Source organism: Sulfitobacter sp. (assembly GCF_036960155.1).
Taxonomy (GTDB): domain Bacteria; phylum Pseudomonadota; class Alphaproteobacteria; order Rhodobacterales; family Rhodobacteraceae; genus Sulfitobacter.
On the sequence record NZ_JBALWB010000002.1, the window covers coordinates 604,189 to 621,371 of the forward strand.

The following is a 17,183-nucleotide window of genomic DNA, read 5'->3' on the forward strand; positions in this document are numbered from 1 at the left end:
TCAGAAAAATGTATGAAGTTAAGCGAGGCCTACTGAGGTTTGTTAAAAATGGGGGCCACAAAACGAAAATCGCCCCGACCAATCTGGTTCGGGGCGACTTGAGAATTCTTTGTGATTCGAGATCAACCTACTTAGGAAGAGGCCCGATCAGCATGACCATCTGGCGGCCTTCCATCTTGGGGAAGTTCTCGACCTTGCCCTGCTCTTTGGTATCTGCTGCAACACGTTCAAGCAATTCACGGCCCAAGTTCTGGTGCGCCATTTCGCGGCCCCGGAAACGTAAGGTGATTTTGACCTTATCGCCGTTCTCGAGGAACTTGTAGACGTTGCGCATTTTCACTTCATAATCATTGGTGTCAGTGTTCGGGCGGAACTTGACCTCTTTGATCTCAATGATCTTTTGCTTTTTACGAGCTTCAGCTTCGCGCTTTTGGGTCTCGTATTTGAACTTGCCGAAATCCATGATTTTGCAAACTGGCGGATTGGCATTTGGTGAGATTTCCACAAGGTCTAGCCCTGCTTCTTCTGCCATACCCATAGCGCGGGCAGGAGTGACAACGCCTGCGTTTTCGCCATCTGCGCCAATCAGGCGGATTTCGTTTGAACGGATGTTTTCATTGACGCGCGGGCCGGTGTCACGTTGCGGCGGTGCGTTATGTGGTCTACGAGCGATGATGGTTGTCCTTTGATGGCTGATTTACCAGTTTTGCAAGGTAAACACCCATTGCCCGCCGTTCAAGGCGAAAATCATCCTACCTTGCGCAACTGCACTGCAATTTCCCCTTGAATATGTTAGTTTGGACGCGCATTTCAGCGCCAATAACAAGTGCGGTGGTGTTCTGCCATGCAGTGCTGAGAGAATTAAGAGGAAGTACCTATGAAGAATCTCGTTTGGATCGTCGTTGCGGCAATTATTGGTGTTGGGGGCTATATGCTCTTTTCCGGGCGCAGCGTTCAGGAAATAGCATCTGATGTATCTGAAACAGCAACATCGGCTGTTGAGGCAACAACCTCTGCCGCAGGTGACGCAGTTGATGCGGCCGCAGATGTAGCAAGCGACGCAGCGACAGCAGTTGCAGAGACAGCTGAAGAAGCCGTTGAAACAACAACAGAAGCAGCAAGCGACGCGGCCACAGCCGTTGCAGAGACAGCCGAAGCAGCCGTTGAAGCAACGACAGAAGCAGCAAGCGACGCGGCCACAGCGGTTGCAGAGACAGCCGAAGCAGCCGTTGATGCAACAACAGAAGCAGCAAGCGACGCAGCGACAGCCGTTGCAGACACAGCCGATGCAGCAGTTGATGCAACAACAGAAGCAGCCAGCGACGCAGCTACAGCCGCTGCAGACACAGCCGATGCAGCAGTTGATGCAACAACAGAAGCAGCCAGCGACGCAGCTACAGCCGCTGCAGACACAGCCGATGCAGCAGTTGATGCAACAACAGAAGCAGCAAGCGATGCGGCGACAGCTGTTGCAGACACAGCTGAAGCAGCAGTTGATACAGCCGTAGACACGGCAAGCGATGCAGCATCTGCAGCGACAGACGCAGTTTCTGCGACAACCGAAGCGGCGTCAGACGCTGTTGAAGCAGTCACAGACACAACCGCCGCAGCAACCGAAACAGTTGAAACAGCGACAGATACAGCAAATGCGGCAACTGAAGCAGTTGAAACTGCAACAGATACAGCCACAGCGGCGACCGAAGCTGCCGAAGCAGCAACAGATACGGCAGCTGCCGTTTCTGAGACCAGCGCAATGTCCGAGCTGTTTACCGTTGACGGTTTCAACCTCGAAAAAGTGACAAGCATGGTTGATGCTTCTGATTTGGGTACGCTTCAGAAAACTGTTCTGACCAAGGGTCTGGATGCAGCGCAGGACAACCCAGAGTTGCTGTCTGCTGCTTTGACCAAAATCCGCGAAGCGCTTGGCATGTAAGCCAATCCGCTTATTGCGATAAAAGCCGCTCCTTCGGGGGCGGCTTTTTTTATGGGCGCTGGGGGAGGGGCAGGTTGCTGGAGGTCCCTAGAATACGCCGTAGGGACCAATAAATCACACCCACACTCAGAATCAGCCAAAGACCACCCCAGATGAGGGTCGCACCGCCAAACTCCTGCGCCAACATATAGGCGTCCGAGGGCTGGCTAGAGCGTGCAATGGTGTCGTCAAAAATATCATAGGGCACATAGATCAGGCTGGTGAGGCCGATCACCCGCAGCACCATGTCATTGGCCGCGTGGCCAAGGAATCGCGCCATCGCCAATAGAATCAATCCCGCAGTGACACAAAACAGGGCTGCAAACAGGTCGCGCACATAAAGGACTGTCACCAGCAACATGACGGCCCCCAGTGCGGCGGTGACAAAGCGGTCAGCCTCACTGCGCAATGCCAGCATCAGCAGCGCCGCACCCATCATAAGTGACCCCAGATAGCCCGCGGATAGAATCGCAAACCGGTTGCCGCCACGGGTTATGGCAAACCCGCCTTGCTCAGGGGAGATCGATATCTGCTCAACCGATCCTCCCGTCAGCCACGCGGCCACCGCATGGGATAGCTCATGCAGGAAGACGACCAGAATTTTGAGGGGGACCACAACAGGCGTGTGCCACAGGGCAAACACAACAGCAGTGATGGCCAGTAGCTGCCAATGGGCTTTTAGGTATGTCATAGGGTGATCACGCATGGGGCGGCGGCAAATGTCAATTCACCGCCGCCCCATCTGATCAGTCTGTTGGTCTAAGTATTAGCCAACAAATGCTTTTTCGACCACATAGTGCTTAGGGTCAGAATTTGCGCCTTCTTCCAGGCCGAAACCTTCGAGAACTTTTTTGATGTCCACGTTCAGCCCCATGGAGCCACAGACCATCGCACGGTCTGTATCAACGGAAATGCCGTCAATCCCAAGGTCACGGAACATAGTACCGTCTTCCAACAAGGTTGTGATACGGCCCATCTTTGGGCTCTCTTCACGGGTAGTGGTGGGATAATAACGGATCTTGGCAAGGTTCTCTTTGCCGATCAGTTCCTGCATCATCTCGTCGTTTTGCAAATCTTCGATCAGTTTGCGGGAATATTCCAGCTCGGCCACGTTGCGGCATGTATGCGTGACAACCACCTCGTCGTAGTTCTCATAGGTTTCCGGTTCGCGCAGCAGGCTAGCGAAAGGCGCAAAGCCAGTACCGGTTGAGAAGAACCAGATGCGTTTGCCGGGCAGCAGCGCGTCATGCACCAATGTGCCAACAGGTTTGGGACGCAGAATGATTTCATCGCCAACCTTGATGTGTTGCAAACGCGATGTCAGCGGGCCGTCTTGAACCTTGATCGAGTAAAACTCCAGCTCTTCATCCCATGACGGAGAGGCAATGGAATAGGCGCGCAGCAGCGGCTTCTGCTTGCCTGTCTCTGGGTGCGGTTCGCCCATCAGGCCAATCATCACAAATTCACCTGAGCGGAAACGCAAAGACGCAGGGCGTGTTACGCGGAACGAAAACAGGTGGTCTGTCCAATGCGTTACGCTGGTGACAGTTTGCGCGTCCGGCAGGGTGGGGACGGCTTTGGCGGTTTGGGTGTTCACGGGTGTTTGCTCGGTCATGATTAATCCGCAGAGCCATGCTCCGCAGTCCTTCTATAAAACTAGGTATAGGTTGGGTGCAATGCGTGCTTTAGCCGCGCAAACGTGCCTGATAGTTGTGCGCATTCCAATCCGCGCGAAACTGCCACTGATCAACGGGCTGGCGCGTGGCCAATGCATCGTCGATCTCGACCTCGTCAAAGCCCGAGCGGCGCGCCATAGCGTATTGATCCGCCAACACATGACCACGTGCACGCAGACGGCCTGTATAGCCGCGCAAGCGCAACGCCCGTGCAATTGTGAAGCCACGCCCATCCGCAGAGGATGGGAAATCAATGCGGATCATCTCAAGCGTCGGCGTCAGCGTGATTTCTTCCGGGGTCGCGTCTGAGGGCAGATCAAGCGCGACACAATCATTTGCAGCGCCCGTGGCGCAATAACCTTGGTCCCAATCATCTGAAGCAAAGCCGCTGTCGGTTACGATAATAGTCATTGTGGTGCTCCTACACGTACCATTTTGCCGTTCACAAAGTGGATGCCGCATTCATCTTTTTCCTGATCGCGCCAGCGTCCGGCACGTGGGTCTTCGCCTTCTTTTACAGGCGATGTGCACGGGGCACAGCCGATAGAAGGATATCCTTTTGCCACCAATGGATGGCGCGGAAGGTTGTTTTCTTCAATGTAGTGCCGCACGTCTTCACGCGCCCAGTGGGCCAAGGGGTTTACCTTGATCCGGCCAGTACCGTCTTCCACCTCAAAAGGTGGCAGATCGGAACGCCCATCAGATTGAAAACGTTTGCGCCCTGTGATCCAGCCGTCATACCCCTCAAGCGCCTTTTCAAGCACTTGGGTTTTGCGTAGGGAACAACAGGCATCTGTGTCGCGTTGGTGCAGGGTATTATCCGGGTCTTCAAGGACGGTATTTGCCCGGATGACCTTAACACGTTTCAGCCCCAGCTGTTTAGCGACTTCTTTTTGATAGTGCAGCGTTTCGGGAAACAGCAGCATTGTATCAATGAAAATCACCTGCACATCTGCACGTGCCTTGGAGGCGAGGTGCAGCAGTGCGACGCTTTCGGCACCAAAACTGGAGACAAGCGCCAGATTTGGAAACACGTCAAACGCGCCCCGCAACACATCTGGTGCAGAGTGGTGTTTAAAGCGCGTGTTGAGGTATTCAACACGCGCATGCAATGGAAGGTTACGCGGCATTTGCCTTGCCCTCTGGATAAAGTACGGCCTTGAACGGCGCGAGGCCGAGGCGGCGGTACGTCTGCAAGAATGTCTCGCTCGGCTCTGAGCGCAGATCAAGATAACCCATCACCAGACGTTCAATCGCCGGAATGATGCCATCCGCTGAGAAACCTGGGCCGGCACGCTCACCAATGGCGGCATCTTCTGTGCCGTCACCGCCCAGCGTGATCTGGTAGTTTTCAACACCAGCGCGGTCGAGACCAAGGATACCGATGTGACCCACATGGTGGTGCCCACAGGCATTGATGCAGCCCGAGATTTTGATTTTGAGCGGACCTACTTCATGCTCCAGCTTCAACTCGTCAAAGCGGGTGGCGATTTCCTGTGCGATCGGGATCGAACGTGCTGTGGCCAGCGCGCAATAATCCATACCGGGGCAGGCGATGATATCCGAGATCAGGCCGATGTTGGCCGTGCCCAATGCAGCGGCTTTCAGCGCGGCATGAAGGGCGGGCAGATCGGCGCGGTGCACGTGGGGCAGAATGACGTTCTGCTCATGGCTGATGCGCAGCTCGTCATGGCCATAGGTTTTGGCCAATTCCGCCATGGTGCGCATCTGATCGGATGTTGCATCGCCCGGCGTAGCGCCATGTGCCTTGAGGGAGATCGACACAATCGCATAACCCGCTTCGCGGTGATCGGCGAGGTTGGTATCTGCCCATGCGCGGAACACCGGATCGTTGGTATACGCACTCTCATATGCGGCCAATGATTTGGTTTGGAAGGAAGGCTGGGCAAAATCCGCCTCGATGCGCGACAGCATTTGCTGATCTACGCCTGTAAACTGTGGACGGATCAGCGCATACCGCGCATCAACCCGCGCACGGATGTCCTCAATCCCGTTCTCATGAACAGTGATTTTGATCCGGGCTTTGTACTTATTATCGCGACGACCCAACAGGTTATAGACAGATACAACCGCCTCAAGGGTCGGCAACAGATCCTCTGACGAAACAAAATCATACAATACTTTGCCGATCATAGGTGTGCGGCCAAGGCCACCACCGATGATGACTTCGTAGCCGCGTTCACCGTCACGCTCGACGATTTGCAGGCCAATGTCATGGGCTTTTAGAACAGCGCGGTCATGGGTTGCACCTGACACAGCAATCTTGAATTTGCGTGGCAGGAACTGGAATTCAGGGTGATCAGTGGTCCACTGACGGATCAGTTCGGCCACAGGACGTGGATCAGCGATTTCATCCGCTGCAGCGCCCGCAAAATGGTCTGCCGTCACGTTGCGGATCGTGTTGCCCGAGGTCTGAATGGCGTGCATGTTGACCTCAGCCAAGGCATCTAACATGTCCGGCACATCACGCAGTTCAGGCCAGTTGTATTGAATGTTCTGGCGGGTGGTAAAGTGGCCATAGCCCTTGTCCCATTTGTCCGCGATATCGGCCAGCTTGTGCATTTGCGCGCCGTTCAGCGTGCCGTAAGGGATCGCAACCCGCAGCATGTAGGCGTGCAGCTGTAGATACAGACCGTTCATCAGGCGCAGTGGCTTGAATTCATCCTCAGTAAGGGAGCCGTCAACGCGGCGTTCAACTTGTGAACGGAATTGCGCGTTGCGCTCGTTCAGGAAATTGGCGTCAAAATCGGTATAGGCGTACATTATGCGCTCTCCTGTTTGCCATGGGCATAGTTTGATGGTCCGGTGGCGCGAAACGCCTCACGGAAATGGGTGGTTTTGATGGTGCCGCCAGTGGTGTCGACGGTCGTGAGATACACACCGACAACTTCCTCAACACGGGCTGAGGCCTCTAGCAGGCGGATCTCGGCGTCGGCTTCATCCGTGAGGATTTCGGCAGCGTCCAGTGTGCGGACCCAATCATCGCCTTGCAGATATACAACGTCGCCTTCCAGCAATGCGTTGGCGGTGATGACAGATGGTTTGAAGGACTTGGCCATTATGCAAACTCTTCCAGTTTAAGGGATGGGGCGGCGGCCAGTGCTGCGCGGGGCGCAAGGCCGAGGAATGTGAGGGCGGGGCCAGAGAAATCCGCGGCCTTGAGGGCTGCGGGTAGGGCATCCAATGTGGTTTCCAGCACGCGTTGATCCGCGCGGGAGGCATTTTCGATGATGGTCACAGGCGTGTGACGGTCAGCACCGTGCATCAGCAGACGCCCTTGCACAAAACGCGCTGATTTCTTGCCCATGTAAATCGCGGCGACTTCATTAGGGCGGGCAAGTGCAGACCAGTCATGATCGGCAAAGCCTTTCATGTCATGGCCCGTCAGGAACCGCACAGAGGCATTGCGCCCCCGTTTTGTTAGGCTTTGGCCAATGGCCGCAACGGCGGCAGAAGCAGATGTGATGCCCGGAACGATGTGCCAGCCGATGCTATGCGCATCCACAGCGTCAATTTCTTCGTCCAAGCGGCCAAACACAGTGGCGTCACCTGATTTCAGGCGCACAACTTGCGCACCCGCTTTTGCGTGCTCAACCAACAAATCGTTGATGTGCTCCTGAGGGGTGTGGATGCCAAAACCCTCTTTGCCAACGTCGATCATGGTGGCTTCACGGCGGGCCAGCTCTAGGATTTCTGGGCTAATCAGGCGGTCATAGATCACCACATCAGCTTCATCCAACGCGCGGCGCGCTTTTAGGGTCAACAGCTCAGGATCACCGGGGCCACCACCGACAAAGGCGATATGCCCTGTGCGCGCTGTTTTGTTCAAGTGGTCATCAAGCAGAGTGTTGAGGGCAGGCAGAACGCTTTCTTGCCCGTCACCCATCGCCTTTGGGCCAGCATCAAAATAATACTCGCGCCAGAAATCACGGCGCGCACGGCCAAAGGGCAGCGCATTTGCGGCCGCGCGGAATGTTTTGCCGATGCGGGCCAATGTTCCCAGTGATTGGGGTAGGCGTTCTTCTAGGTCCGCTTTGATTGCGCGGGCCAGCACGGGGGCAGCGCCTTCGGTGCCGATTGCGATGGTCACAGGGGAACGGTCCACAATTGCGGGTGTGATGAACTGGCTGTCTTGCAGGTTGTCCACGATATTGATCAGCGCGCCGCAGGTCAGGGCAAGATGGGCTGTGCGCGCATCTTCAATGGCATCTTCATTTGCGCCATAAAACAGTTTCGCGCAAACCGCATCGCCGTAATCCATGGCGCGTGTCACAAGCGTAAGTTTGCCCGCGTGATGCCACTGTTCAATTTCCGCTGCAGGCTGCGCTGCAAACACTGTAATCTTGGCAGAGGATTTCATCAGCAGGCGCAGTTTTGCCAATGCCGCGTCGCCTCCACCGGACACGATAATGCGTGCGGTGTTGGTGCTCAGAAAGATTGGGAAGTGGTCCATCGGGGCGTATCCTCTGCGTTGTTACGATCAATATAGGATATTTTCCTCATATTTCGCCATATGGCTGGCCACATAAGGACACTTGTTCTAAACTGAGATTAGAACAGAACAGGTGGTTTGAAATTCAAGGAGAACCAGAATGAGTGTCCGTATTGACGACACAGACAGGAAAATATTGGCGGCCCTGCAACAGGATGCCAGCCGTTCGCTTGATGATATTGCCCGCGAAGTCGGTTCATCCAAGACTCCAGTATGGAACCGGATTCGCAAATTACGGGAAGCTGGGGTGATCGGTCAGCAGACGGTTGTACTGGATGCCGAGGCCTTGGGATTTGAGGCATGCTTCTTTGTGTTGATCCGCACCTCTGAGCATGAGGCGGATTGGCAGGCACGTTTTCTAAAGGCGCTACAGGACCGCCCCGAAGTGCAAGAGGCACATCGTTTGGCGGGCGACATCGATTACATCCTGAAAGTACGCGTAGAAAACGCGCGGGCCTATGACAGGTTTTATCAGGCACTGATCAGTGAGGTGCGCGTGCATAACGTCACTGCGCTGCTGTCGATGGAGCAGATTAAGTCAACAACGATGTTGCCGCTCTAGGCGGGCGCGGGTTCACCCCTTGATGATCAGTTGGTCAAGCTTGTGAAAGTGATAGCTGTCTGCAAACACAGGCTTTTCGGCCAGCGTAAGGGTTGGGAAGCGCGCAAATAACGCGGGCAAGGCGATCTGCATCTCCATCCGCGCCAAAGGGGCGCCAACGCAAAAATGCATGCCTCCGCCAAAGGCGGCGTGGGGCTTGCCACCACGATCATATTTGAACTTATCAGCATCCGAATAAACCGCGGGATCACGGCCTGCAGCCGCCAATACCAGACCAACGCGGCTGCCAGCTTTCAGCGTGACTGCGCCAAGGTCGACATCCTCGTACACATAACGGTCAAACATGTGCAGGGGCGGGGTGTAGCGCAGCAATTCTTCGCAAGTGGTGGCAATGGCATCGGGCGCAAATGCGCTGTGCGGTGTTTTGTTCTCAATCAAACATTTCACAGCGTTTCCAAGGCTGTGCACGGTTGCTTCATGCCCTGCGTTCAAAAGCAGAACACAAGTGCTGATCAATTCAGCAGTGCTTAGACGTGCGCCGTCTTGTTCAGCCGCTATCAGTTCAGTGATCAGATCATCTGCGGGGCTATTGCGGCGCTGCTCGATGTATCCGGTCAGAAAATCGGCAAACTCAGATGCGGCAGCGGTTGCGGCATCCTCAATCGCGCGCGTCCGCCCCGCCTGATACATCGCAACCATATCCGCAGACCACCGCAGCAGGTCAGGTGCCATGGCTTCGGGGACGCCCAACAGGCGGGCAATGATGCGCACAGGCAATTGCGTGCAAAAGCTTGGGATTAGATCAAAGGCACGATCTTCGGGTAGGTCCGCGAGCAACTCGGCAGTAACGGCCTCAATGTCTGGTGTCAGCGATCTAATCCGCCGCGAGGTAAACGCCCGCAAAACCAACCCGCGCAGGCGCGTGTGGGTTGGCGGTTCCAGCTCCAACATCGAATGCTGCTCAACCGCGTGAAAAGGCGCAAGATGATCTGGCACCGGTTTGCGCTGATCATCAGGCACCGCGCGGCCCAATCGACGATCGCGCAGCAGCGCATTCACCGTGGCCGCGTCAAACGCGCAGGGCATGCCGTAGTCCTCCCAATATACAACAGGGCCTATTGCGCGGGCGCGGTCATAGAACGGGTAGGGGTTTTGGATAAAGGCGGGATCATGCGGGGATTGTTCAAGGCGATTCATAAGCGAGATGAAGACGCGGTTGTGCTGGTCAATGCAAGCCTTGGCGCATAAATTGGGTGGCATGAGATATGGATTTGGCCGTCGCGGCCTGAGCATTGTAGTATTTTTGACCTGTGTTGCAGTCCTTTCGACGGCAGTGTGGCGCTATGCGGTGCATCAAGGGATGGGCCAGTTGGCCGCGCGCGGCAGTGCCGATCTGGCGCTGGCGAGTGACCGACTGGTCGGGCAGCTCCAACGCTACCGTGATCTGGCCGTTGTGATGGCGGATCACCCGCAAGTGGTTCGGGTGCTGCGGGATATGGCACATGATGAGGACGCAGTGCTATTGCGCAGTGTTGCCGACCGCGCCGCCGCGTTGGATGTTATGGTGATTGATCGCATGGGCCGTGTGCTGGCATCGGCTGATGGGGGGGCTGGCAGCGCGGGCGCTAACGCCTTTGTGCGCCGTGCGTTGAATGGTGCACTGGGGCGCGGGTATGGGCCCGACGCGGGTGCGGGGCGCAGTTATTTCTATGCCGCTCCGGTGTTTGGCGTGCGGGGCAATGTGTTGGGTGCATTTGTGGTTTCTACCGATCTGGCTTCGGTTGATTATGCGTGGCGCGGGGATACGCCGCCTGTGTTTTTCACCGACGGTCGTGGGCGCGTGCAGGTGTCTAACCGCTCCGAGCTGGTCTTGTGGCAGCGCCCTGACGGTGCGCAAGGGCTGATGCCCCCTCAGGGCGAGGTGCCAAGTTTTGAAGTGAGTTATTCCGGCGTTCATGAAATCTGGCGATTGGGATGGGGGCCGTATCTGCCCCAAGACGCGCTGCACCTGACCCAAGATTTACCAGTGATTGGCATGACAGGCGAAGTGCTGATGGACGTGGCCCCCGTGCGCAGGCTTGCCGCTTCTCAGGCCGCAGCGGTTGCCGCACTCTGTCTGGCCTTTGGCGCGTTTCTATTCCTCGCAACCGAACGGCGTAGGACGCTATCCCTTGCCAACGCGCAACTAGAAGCGAGGGTTCGGGCGCGCACCCAAGCGTTGCGCGACATCAACGACGAGCTGCGGCGCGAAGCCTCTGAGCGCAACGAGGCCCAATTAGCGCTTGCGCGCGCACAAGATGATCTGGTTCAGGCCAGCAAACTTAGTGCGTTGGGGCAGCTCAGCGCGGGGATCAGCCATGAGCTGAACCAACCGCTGATGGCGGTGCAGTCCTTTGCCGAGAATGGCGTGAAATTCATAGAACGGGATAAACCTGAACGGGCGGCTGAGAACCTTACGCGGATTTCCGAAATGGCAGACCGCATGGGGCGGATCATCAAAAACCTGCGGGCATTCTCGAAACAAGAAACTGTGCAGCAGGTGCAGGTTGATCTAGGCGTTGTGATTGCCTCGGTGCTTGACCTCACACTGGCGCGGCGCACGGCTATGGACACCGTGCTTAAGTATGATCCCCCGCAAGCACCAATCTGGGTGAGTGGCGGCGAGGTGCGTCTGGCGCAGGTGTTTTTAAATCTAGTCACAAATGCGCTGGACGCGATGATTGACGCCGACGCGCGTATCCTCAAGATCGACATTGATCAAAAAAGCGGCATCACCGTCAATATTTCAGACACGGGGCACGGTATTCAGGCACCCGAGCGGGTGTTTGATCCATTCTACTCCACCAAAGAAGTAGGGGCCGCAAAAGGCGTTGGGCTTGGCCTGTCCATCAGTTATGCCATCGTTCAAAGTGTCGGCGGAGAGATCAGAGTGCATAATACAGAACAAGGCGCGTGTTTCTCAGTGACATTGCTGCCCATGAAACAGGACCGCGCCGCATGACCCGCTCTGTGCTGTTGGTAGATGACGATGCGGCCATTCGCGAGGCGTTGGGCCAGACGTTGGAGTTGGCCGATCTAACCTGCATCGCGGCGGGGTCTTTTGTGGTCGCGGCTGATCACATCTCGCGGGAATTCGACGGGGTGGTCATCTCGGATATTCGCATGCCGGGGCGGGACGGTTTTCACCTCCTTGCCCATGTGCGCAGCATCGATCCCGATTTGCCTGTGATCCTGCTGACAGGCGAAGGCGACATCCCCATGGCGGTAAAGGCCATGGGCGAAGGCGCGTTTGATTTTCTGGAAAAACCCTGCGCAGCCAAGGAATTACTAGCCGTTGTTGAACGTGCTATCAAAACCCGCGCGCTGGTGCTTGAGAACCGGCAGTTGCGACAACTGGTCGAAAGCGGTGATCCGGCGGCAAGGATGCTGTTTGGCAATTCAGAACTGGCGCAAGGATTGCGCGGGCAAGTCCGCCGTGTGGCACAGACAGGCGGCGAAGTGTTGGTGACTGGCGCGCAAGGGACGGGCATTTCTAAAGTGGCCGAGGTTATCCACCTCAGTTCCCTGCGCTCAAAACGCCCCTTCCTGAAACGCGCCGCACATGATCTGGATCCTACCGCTTTGGCTGATGCCTTTGCGCAGGGCGAAGGCGGCAGCCTGTTTATTGATGAGATTGCAGTGCTTCCTGCCCAAAGCCAGCTGGCCTTGGCAGAAGCGCTTGATGGTGCACCAGCCACGCGACTGATTGCGGGCTCGACCCGTGATCTTGCGATTGAAATGGAGGAGGGGCGTTTTAACGCTGACCTTTATTACCGCATTACGGTGATGCCAGTGCGTATTCCGTCTCTCAGTGAACGCCCAAGGGATATTCCTGTGCTGTTTCGCCATTATGTCGCCCAAGCCGCCGAACAAAGTGGCCAGCGCGCGCCAGAGGTCACGCCGCAAATCGATGCGGCGCTGATGGCGCGGGAATGGTCGGGCAATGCCCGTGCGCTGATGTCAGAGGCGATGCGTTTTGTCATAGGCATGTCCGAAACGCCGGATGTAGACGAAAGCGTAGGACTGGTGGCGCAACTGGCGCAGATCGAACAGTCCTTGATTGAGGGGGCACTGCGACGCGCGCAAGGCCAAGCAAGTGATGCCGCGCGCGCGCTCAAGCTTCCTAGAAAGACATTCTACGATAAATGTGCGCGCTACGCGATTAAACCCGAAGATTTCCGCCCTTGAGTCGCATAATCGATGTGTGTGGAATTCCGCACAGCACAGGTGGCCATGGTGCGGGTTTCCGCACTGAGATGTATTTGTGTTAGCGATACCATATTGAATTTTGGATTTAGGATGTTGATTTAAAACAGATAAAAAAACTTCTGGTGCTGCTTCTTGTAGTGGGCGGACCTTCGCCCAATAGTGTCTCCACCGCGGCGCTTAGCCGTAAGACACAGAACTCTCTGGGAGGAGATACCATGAAATTCATTACTGCGGCCGTTCTGGCCCTGTCCGTATCCGCTGGCGCTGCTGCTGCCAAATGCGATGACGGCGAAATCGTCATCAAGCTGAGCCACGTGACCAATACGGACAAGCACCCAAAGGGCATCGCGGCATCCTTGCTTGAACAGCGCGTCAATGACGAGATGAACGGCAAAGCCTGCATGGAAGTGTTCCCGAACTCCACGCTGTATAACGACAATCAGGTTCTAGAGGCGCTTCTGCAGGGCGACGTTCAGATGGCGGCACCGTCGCTGTCCAAATTCGAGCAGTTCACCAAAAAGTTCCGGATCTTTGATCTGCCCTTCATGTTCAAAAATATCGACGCTGTAGATGAGTTCCAGAACTCTGAAACGGGTCAGGCGATGAAAGAATCCATGACACGTCGCGGCCTGTTGGGCCTGGCGTTCTGGCACAATGGCATGAAGCAGATGTCAGCAAACAAGCCGCTGAACTCACCTTCTGATGCATCTGGCCTCAAATTCCGCGTGCAAAACTCGGATGTTCTTAAGGCCCAGATGGCCGCAATGGGTGGTTCACCCCAGCCAATGGCATTCTCTGAAGTATACGGCGCCCTGCAAACAGGTGTTGTAGACGGCCAAGAGAACACATGGTCCAACATCTACGGCAAGAAGTTCTTCGAAGTCCAAGACGGCGTTACCGAAACCAACCACGGTATCATCGATTATCTTCTCGTGACTTCAACCGATTGGGTTGATTCACTGCCCGCAGACGTACGCGAGCAGCTGATGACAATCGTTGGCGAAGTAACGGCAGCACGCAACTCTGAGTCCACCAAAGTGAACTCAGACGCCAAGCAAGCCATTTTGGCGGCAGGCGGCGTTGTACGCGAACTTGATGCAACTCAGCGTGAAGAGTGGGTCACCGTGATGAAACCAGTTTGGGATCAGTTCATTGGTGACGTGGGCCAAGAAAACGTAGACGCAGCGCAGGCCATCAACGCCAAGCACTAAGCGTCACTTGCGGCCAGCCTGATCACAGGCTGGCCGTTTCTTTATCTTTGAAAATTTACTAGGGCAGGGAGTGCTTGCCATGTCGGGCCATTCGTCTGATCAAAGCGGGCTTGCGCGCATCGTAAGCGAAATTGAGGAGACGGCGATTGCGCTGATCCTTGGGTTGATGACCATCATCACGTTTATCAATGTGGTGTTGCGCTATGGCTTTAACACGGGCCTGATCTGGGGCCTTGAATCGGTTACCTTTCTGTTCGCATGGTTGGTTCTGTTCGGCATGTCCTACGCGGTCAAAGTGACGGCACATTTGGGTGTGGACGCAGTTGTGAACCTGTTTAGCGAAGGACCGCGCAAGGTTCTGGCACTGATCGCAGGTGTGATCTGCGTGATCTATGCCGCGTTGTTGTTGAAGGGCGCTTGGGACTATTGGGCACCTTTTGCAGGGCTTGATGCGACATCAGGCCGTTGGTTTCCCTCGGGCTTTCTGAACAGCCGCGATCAGGCATGGTACGTCGTCGACGATATCCCTTTCCCTGAGTTTTTGCGCTTTATTGAGCCGATCATGAATGAGGGTGAAGCCTATGAAAAGCTGCCTCGTTTCATTCCCTATGCCATGTTGCCTTTTGGTGCTGCACTGTTGCTGCTGCGCTTTGTGCAGGCGTTGGTGAGGGTCGCTCAAGGACGCCAAAAAGCACTGATTGTCAGCCATGAGGCTGAAGACGCAGTGGAAGACGTCAAACATTTGAACGCGGAGGACTGATCCCATGGAAGTTCTAATTCTATTCACCATGGTTGTTGGTTTGATGCTGATTGGTGTGCCAATCGCCATCTCGCTGGGCCTTTCCTCGATCCTGTTTCTGCTCGTACTGTCTGACACGTCAATGGCGTCCATCGCCCAGACGTTCTTTCAGGCAATGGCAGGGCACTACACGTTGCTGGCGATCCCGTTCTTCATTCTAGCTTCCAGCTTTATGTCGACGGGCGGTGTGGCGCGGCGGATCATCCGCTTTTCCATTGCGCTGGTTGGGCACTTGCCCGGCGGTCTGGCGATTGCGGGTGTATTTGCCTGCATGTTGTTTGCAGCACTTTCTGGTTCGTCTCCGGCTACCGTGGTTGCCATTGGCTCCATCGTTATCGTGGGCATGCGTGAGGTCGGTTACACCAAGGATTTTGCAGCGGGTGTGATTGCCGTTGCAGGGACGCTGGGCATTTTGATCCCACCTAGCATCGTGATGGTGGTTTATGCCTCCGCTACGGATGTGTCGGTTGGGCGGATGTTCCTTGCGGGGGTTATTCCGGGCCTATTGGCTGGTTTCATGCTGATGCTAACGATCTACATCATCGCCCGTGTACGCAATCTGCCAAAAGGCGAATGGCGCGGCTGGGGTGAGGTGCGCTCATCCGGTATCGAAGCTGGCTGGGGCTTGTTCCTGATCGTGATCATCCTTGGCGGCATCTATGGCGGTATCTTTACCCCCACAGAAGCGGCTGCGGTGGCGGCGATCTATGCCTTCTTCATCTCGTCCTTTGTGTACCGCGACATGGGGCCACTGCATGTAAAGGGCGAAGGCAAAAACCTGTCGCTGATGGAAAAACCCATAGCGCTCGTCACGGCGTTCTTTCACCGTGATACCCGCGATACGCTGTTTGAAGCAGGCAAGCTGACGGTGACACTGATGTTCATCATTGCAAACGCGCTGATCCTCAAACACGTGCTGACGGACGAACAAATCCCGCAGCAGATTTCGGCGGCGATGCTGAACGCGGGCTTTGGTCCTGTGGTTTTCCTGATCATTGTCAACGTGATCTTGTTGATCGGTGGCCAGTTCATGGAGCCATCTGGCCTGTTGGTTATCGTGGCACCGCTGGTGTTCCCAATCGCAATCGAGCTGGGCATTGATCCGATCCATTTGGGCATCATCATGGTTGTGAACATGGAAATCGGGATGATCACGCCACCTGTTGGCCTCAACCTGTTTGTGACCTCGGGCGTGGCGAACATGCCGATGATGAATGTGGTGCGCGCTGCACTGCCATTCCTAGCGGTGTTGTTCGTTTTCCTGATTATGGTGACCTACATTCCAATCATCTCTACATGGCTGCCAACACTGATGATGGGACCTGAGATCATCACCAGGTAGGGATGTTCCCATACAAATAGAAAAGGGCGCTGGTGATCAAACACCAGCGCCCTTTTTTGTTTTAAAGTGTGTTCAAAGAACCTGTTAGCTTGCAGCCAAGGCCTGAATGATCGGCGCAAAATCAGCAGCCTTTAGCGATGCACCACCAACAAGCGCACCATCAACATTTTCTGCCTCGAAAATGGTGGCCGCATTGTCAGGCTTTACCGACCCGCCATAGAGCAGCGGGATCATGTCACCAATTTCGGCTCCAAAACGTGTAACGATCTTGGCGCGGATAAAGTCATGCACTTGGACGATCTGCTCAAGCGTAGGCACCTTACCTGTGCCAATGGCCCAGATGGGTTCATAGGCGATGACGGTGTTTGTGGCGGTTGTTGCATCGGGCAGGGAACCTGCAAGTTGACCTGCGATAATCTCCAGCGTGTTGTTGGCCTCGTGGTCATCACCACTTTCACCAATACAAATCACGGCTGTCAGGCCAGCGGCCCACGCTGCTTTGGCCTTTTTGCGTATATCGCTATCATGTTCTTCATAGGCTTCGCGCCGCTCGGAATGGCCAACGATCACATGGGTTGCGCCCGTATCCGCAACCATCGTGGCCGAGATATCACCAGTAAACGCACCGCTTTCATGGCTGTGGCAGTCTTGGGCGCCGATCTGGATGCCAGTATCGCCGACAACCTCATGGGCGCGAAACAACAGCGGCGCAGGCGGGCAGATCAACACTTCAGGTGCATTGGCGGGCAAAAGCGCTTTCAATGCCTCCAACTCAGCCAAATTTGCTGCGGTGCCGTTCATCTTCCAATTGCCTGCTGCCAGTTTGCGTCGCATTTATCGCCCCTTGTTTTGGTTTCCTG

At 55.6% G+C, this 17,183-nt stretch carries 17 protein-coding genes; 7 read left to right on the top strand and 10 right to left on the bottom strand.

Features of this window, described 5'->3' with window-relative positions; translation table 11 throughout:
- Window positions 1-127: 127 nt before the first annotated feature.
- Window positions 128-697 (bottom strand): translation initiation factor IF-3, encoded by a 570-nt coding sequence (infC, locus tag V7775_RS09545; protein ID WP_335751762.1) that lies wholly within the window; start codon window positions 695-697, stop codon window positions 128-130.
- A 180-nt stretch (window positions 698-877) separates the two neighbouring features.
- Between infC and V7775_RS09550 the strand changes: the two genes are divergently transcribed.
- Window positions 878-1,933 carry a translation initiation factor 3 gene (locus V7775_RS09550; RefSeq protein ID WP_335751655.1) on the top strand — a complete coding sequence of 352 codons (1,056 nt, stop codon included), beginning with the start codon at window positions 878-880 and terminating at the stop codon, window positions 1,931-1,933.
- 49 nt (window positions 1,934-1,982) lie between these two features.
- Here the strand turns inward: V7775_RS09550 and V7775_RS09555 are convergent, their stop codons facing one another.
- From V7775_RS09555 to cysG, 7 genes are all read right to left on the bottom strand, one after another.
- Window positions 1,983-2,663: a M50 family metallopeptidase gene (locus tag V7775_RS09555; protein WP_335751656.1), complete on the bottom strand. Its 681-nt coding sequence runs from the start codon at window positions 2,661-2,663 to the stop codon at window positions 1,983-1,985.
- Window positions 2,664-2,738: 75 nt separating this feature from the next.
- Window positions 2,739-3,587, bottom strand: a complete 849-nt coding sequence (locus V7775_RS09560; protein WP_335751657.1) for a ferredoxin--NADP reductase — start codon at window positions 3,585-3,587, stop codon at window positions 2,739-2,741.
- 70 nt (window positions 3,588-3,657) lie between these two features.
- A complete protein-coding gene (locus V7775_RS09565; RefSeq protein WP_335751658.1) occupies window positions 3,658-4,059 on the bottom strand; it encodes a DUF934 domain-containing protein in 402 nt (133 codons plus the stop codon).
- Window positions 4,056-4,778 (bottom strand): phosphoadenylyl-sulfate reductase, encoded by a 723-nt coding sequence (locus tag V7775_RS09570; protein ID WP_335751659.1) that lies wholly within the window; start codon window positions 4,776-4,778, stop codon window positions 4,056-4,058. Before V7775_RS09570 ends, V7775_RS09565 begins: the two co-directional genes overlap by 4 nt.
- Window positions 4,768-6,432 (bottom strand): nitrite/sulfite reductase, encoded by a 1,665-nt coding sequence (locus V7775_RS09575; RefSeq protein ID WP_335751660.1) that lies wholly within the window; start codon window positions 6,430-6,432, stop codon window positions 4,768-4,770. The genes V7775_RS09570 and V7775_RS09575 overlap by 11 nt, the downstream gene beginning before the upstream one ends.
- Complete coding sequence (locus V7775_RS09580; RefSeq protein WP_335751661.1) at window positions 6,432-6,728, bottom strand: DUF2849 domain-containing protein; 297 nt, start codon at window positions 6,726-6,728, stop codon at window positions 6,432-6,434. Before V7775_RS09580 ends, V7775_RS09575 begins: the two co-directional genes overlap by 1 nt.
- Window positions 6,728-8,122 carry a siroheme synthase CysG gene (gene cysG, locus V7775_RS09585; RefSeq protein WP_335751662.1) on the bottom strand — a complete coding sequence of 465 codons (1,395 nt, stop codon included), beginning with the start codon at window positions 8,120-8,122 and terminating at the stop codon, window positions 6,728-6,730. Before cysG ends, V7775_RS09580 begins: the two co-directional genes overlap by 1 nt.
- A gap of 139 nt (window positions 8,123-8,261) precedes the next feature.
- Here cysG and V7775_RS09590 point away from each other — a divergent pair, with 139 nt between their 5' ends.
- Entirely contained in the window at window positions 8,262-8,723 is a 462-nt protein-coding gene (locus V7775_RS09590) for an Lrp/AsnC family transcriptional regulator (RefSeq protein ID WP_335751663.1), read from the top strand.
- Between the two features lie 12 nt (window positions 8,724-8,735).
- Here V7775_RS09590 and V7775_RS09595 read toward each other — a convergent pair whose 3' ends face one another.
- Window positions 8,736-9,920 (bottom strand): cytochrome P450, encoded by a 1,185-nt coding sequence (locus V7775_RS09595; protein ID WP_335751664.1) that lies wholly within the window; start codon window positions 9,918-9,920, stop codon window positions 8,736-8,738.
- A gap of 7 nt (window positions 9,921-9,927) precedes the next feature.
- On the opposite strand from V7775_RS09595, the gene V7775_RS09600 reads away from it, so the two are divergent.
- The 5 genes from V7775_RS09600 to V7775_RS09620 all read left to right on the top strand — a co-directional run bounded on the left by V7775_RS09600 (window position 9,928) and on the right by V7775_RS09620 (window position 16,323).
- Window positions 9,928-11,724, top strand: a complete 1,797-nt coding sequence (locus V7775_RS09600; protein WP_335751665.1) for a sensor histidine kinase — start codon at window positions 9,928-9,930, stop codon at window positions 11,722-11,724.
- Window positions 11,721-12,950 carry a sigma-54-dependent transcriptional regulator gene (locus V7775_RS09605; RefSeq protein ID WP_335751666.1) on the top strand — a complete coding sequence of 410 codons (1,230 nt, stop codon included), beginning with the start codon at window positions 11,721-11,723 and terminating at the stop codon, window positions 12,948-12,950. The genes V7775_RS09600 and V7775_RS09605 overlap by 4 nt, the downstream gene beginning before the upstream one ends.
- Before the next feature lie 236 nt (window positions 12,951-13,186).
- Window positions 13,187-14,182: a DctP family TRAP transporter solute-binding subunit gene (locus V7775_RS09610; RefSeq protein ID WP_335751667.1), complete on the top strand. Its 996-nt coding sequence runs from the start codon at window positions 13,187-13,189 to the stop codon at window positions 14,180-14,182.
- Between the two features lie 79 nt (window positions 14,183-14,261).
- A complete protein-coding gene (locus V7775_RS09615) occupies window positions 14,262-14,942 on the top strand; it encodes a TRAP transporter small permease (RefSeq protein WP_335751668.1) in 681 nt (226 codons plus the stop codon).
- A gap of 4 nt (window positions 14,943-14,946) precedes the next feature.
- Window positions 14,947-16,323 carry a TRAP transporter large permease gene (locus V7775_RS09620; RefSeq protein ID WP_335751669.1) on the top strand — a complete coding sequence of 459 codons (1,377 nt, stop codon included), beginning with the start codon at window positions 14,947-14,949 and terminating at the stop codon, window positions 16,321-16,323.
- An 84-nt stretch (window positions 16,324-16,407) separates the two neighbouring features.
- Here V7775_RS09620 and tpiA read toward each other — a convergent pair whose 3' ends face one another.
- Window positions 16,408-17,157 (bottom strand): triose-phosphate isomerase, encoded by a 750-nt coding sequence (tpiA, locus tag V7775_RS09625; RefSeq protein WP_335751670.1) that lies wholly within the window; start codon window positions 17,155-17,157, stop codon window positions 16,408-16,410.
- Window positions 17,158-17,183 lie beyond the last annotated feature (26 nt).

Excerpts from the sequence above, each read along its gene's own strand:
- V7775_RS09550 (WP_335751655.1), top strand. The coding sequence starts at position 878 with ATGAAGAATCTCGTTTGGATCGTCGTTGCGGCAATTATTGGTGTTGGG.
- V7775_RS09555 (WP_335751656.1), bottom strand. The coding sequence starts at position 2,663 with ATGACATACCTAAAAGCCCATTGGCAGCTACTGGCCATCACTGCTGTT.
- V7775_RS09560 (WP_335751657.1), bottom strand. The coding sequence starts at position 3,587 with ATGACCGAGCAAACACCCGTGAACACCCAAACCGCCAAAGCCGTCCCC.
- V7775_RS09565 (WP_335751658.1), bottom strand. The coding sequence starts at position 4,059 with ATGACTATTATCGTAACCGACAGCGGCTTTGCTTCAGATGATTGGGAC.
- V7775_RS09570 (WP_335751659.1), bottom strand. The coding sequence starts at position 4,778 with ATGCCGCGTAACCTTCCATTGCATGCGCGTGTTGAATACCTCAACACG.
- V7775_RS09575 (WP_335751660.1), bottom strand. The coding sequence starts at position 6,432 with ATGTACGCCTATACCGATTTTGACGCCAATTTCCTGAACGAGCGCAAC.
- V7775_RS09580 (WP_335751661.1), bottom strand. The coding sequence starts at position 6,728 with ATGGCCAAGTCCTTCAAACCATCTGTCATCACCGCCAACGCATTGCTG.
- cysG (WP_335751662.1), bottom strand. The coding sequence starts at position 8,122 with ATGGACCACTTCCCAATCTTTCTGAGCACCAACACCGCACGCATTATC.
- V7775_RS09590 (WP_335751663.1), top strand. The coding sequence starts at position 8,262 with ATGAGTGTCCGTATTGACGACACAGACAGGAAAATATTGGCGGCCCTG.
- V7775_RS09595 (WP_335751664.1), bottom strand. The coding sequence starts at position 9,920 with ATGAATCGCCTTGAACAATCCCCGCATGATCCCGCCTTTATCCAAAAC.
- V7775_RS09600 (WP_335751665.1), top strand. The coding sequence starts at position 9,928 with ATGAAGACGCGGTTGTGCTGGTCAATGCAAGCCTTGGCGCATAAATTG.
- V7775_RS09605 (WP_335751666.1), top strand. The coding sequence starts at position 11,721 with ATGACCCGCTCTGTGCTGTTGGTAGATGACGATGCGGCCATTCGCGAG.
- V7775_RS09610 (WP_335751667.1), top strand. The coding sequence starts at position 13,187 with ATGAAATTCATTACTGCGGCCGTTCTGGCCCTGTCCGTATCCGCTGGC.
- V7775_RS09615 (WP_335751668.1), top strand. The coding sequence starts at position 14,262 with ATGTCGGGCCATTCGTCTGATCAAAGCGGGCTTGCGCGCATCGTAAGC.
- V7775_RS09620 (WP_335751669.1), top strand. The coding sequence starts at position 14,947 with ATGGAAGTTCTAATTCTATTCACCATGGTTGTTGGTTTGATGCTGATT.
- tpiA (WP_335751670.1), bottom strand. The coding sequence starts at position 17,157 with ATGCGACGCAAACTGGCAGCAGGCAATTGGAAGATGAACGGCACCGCA.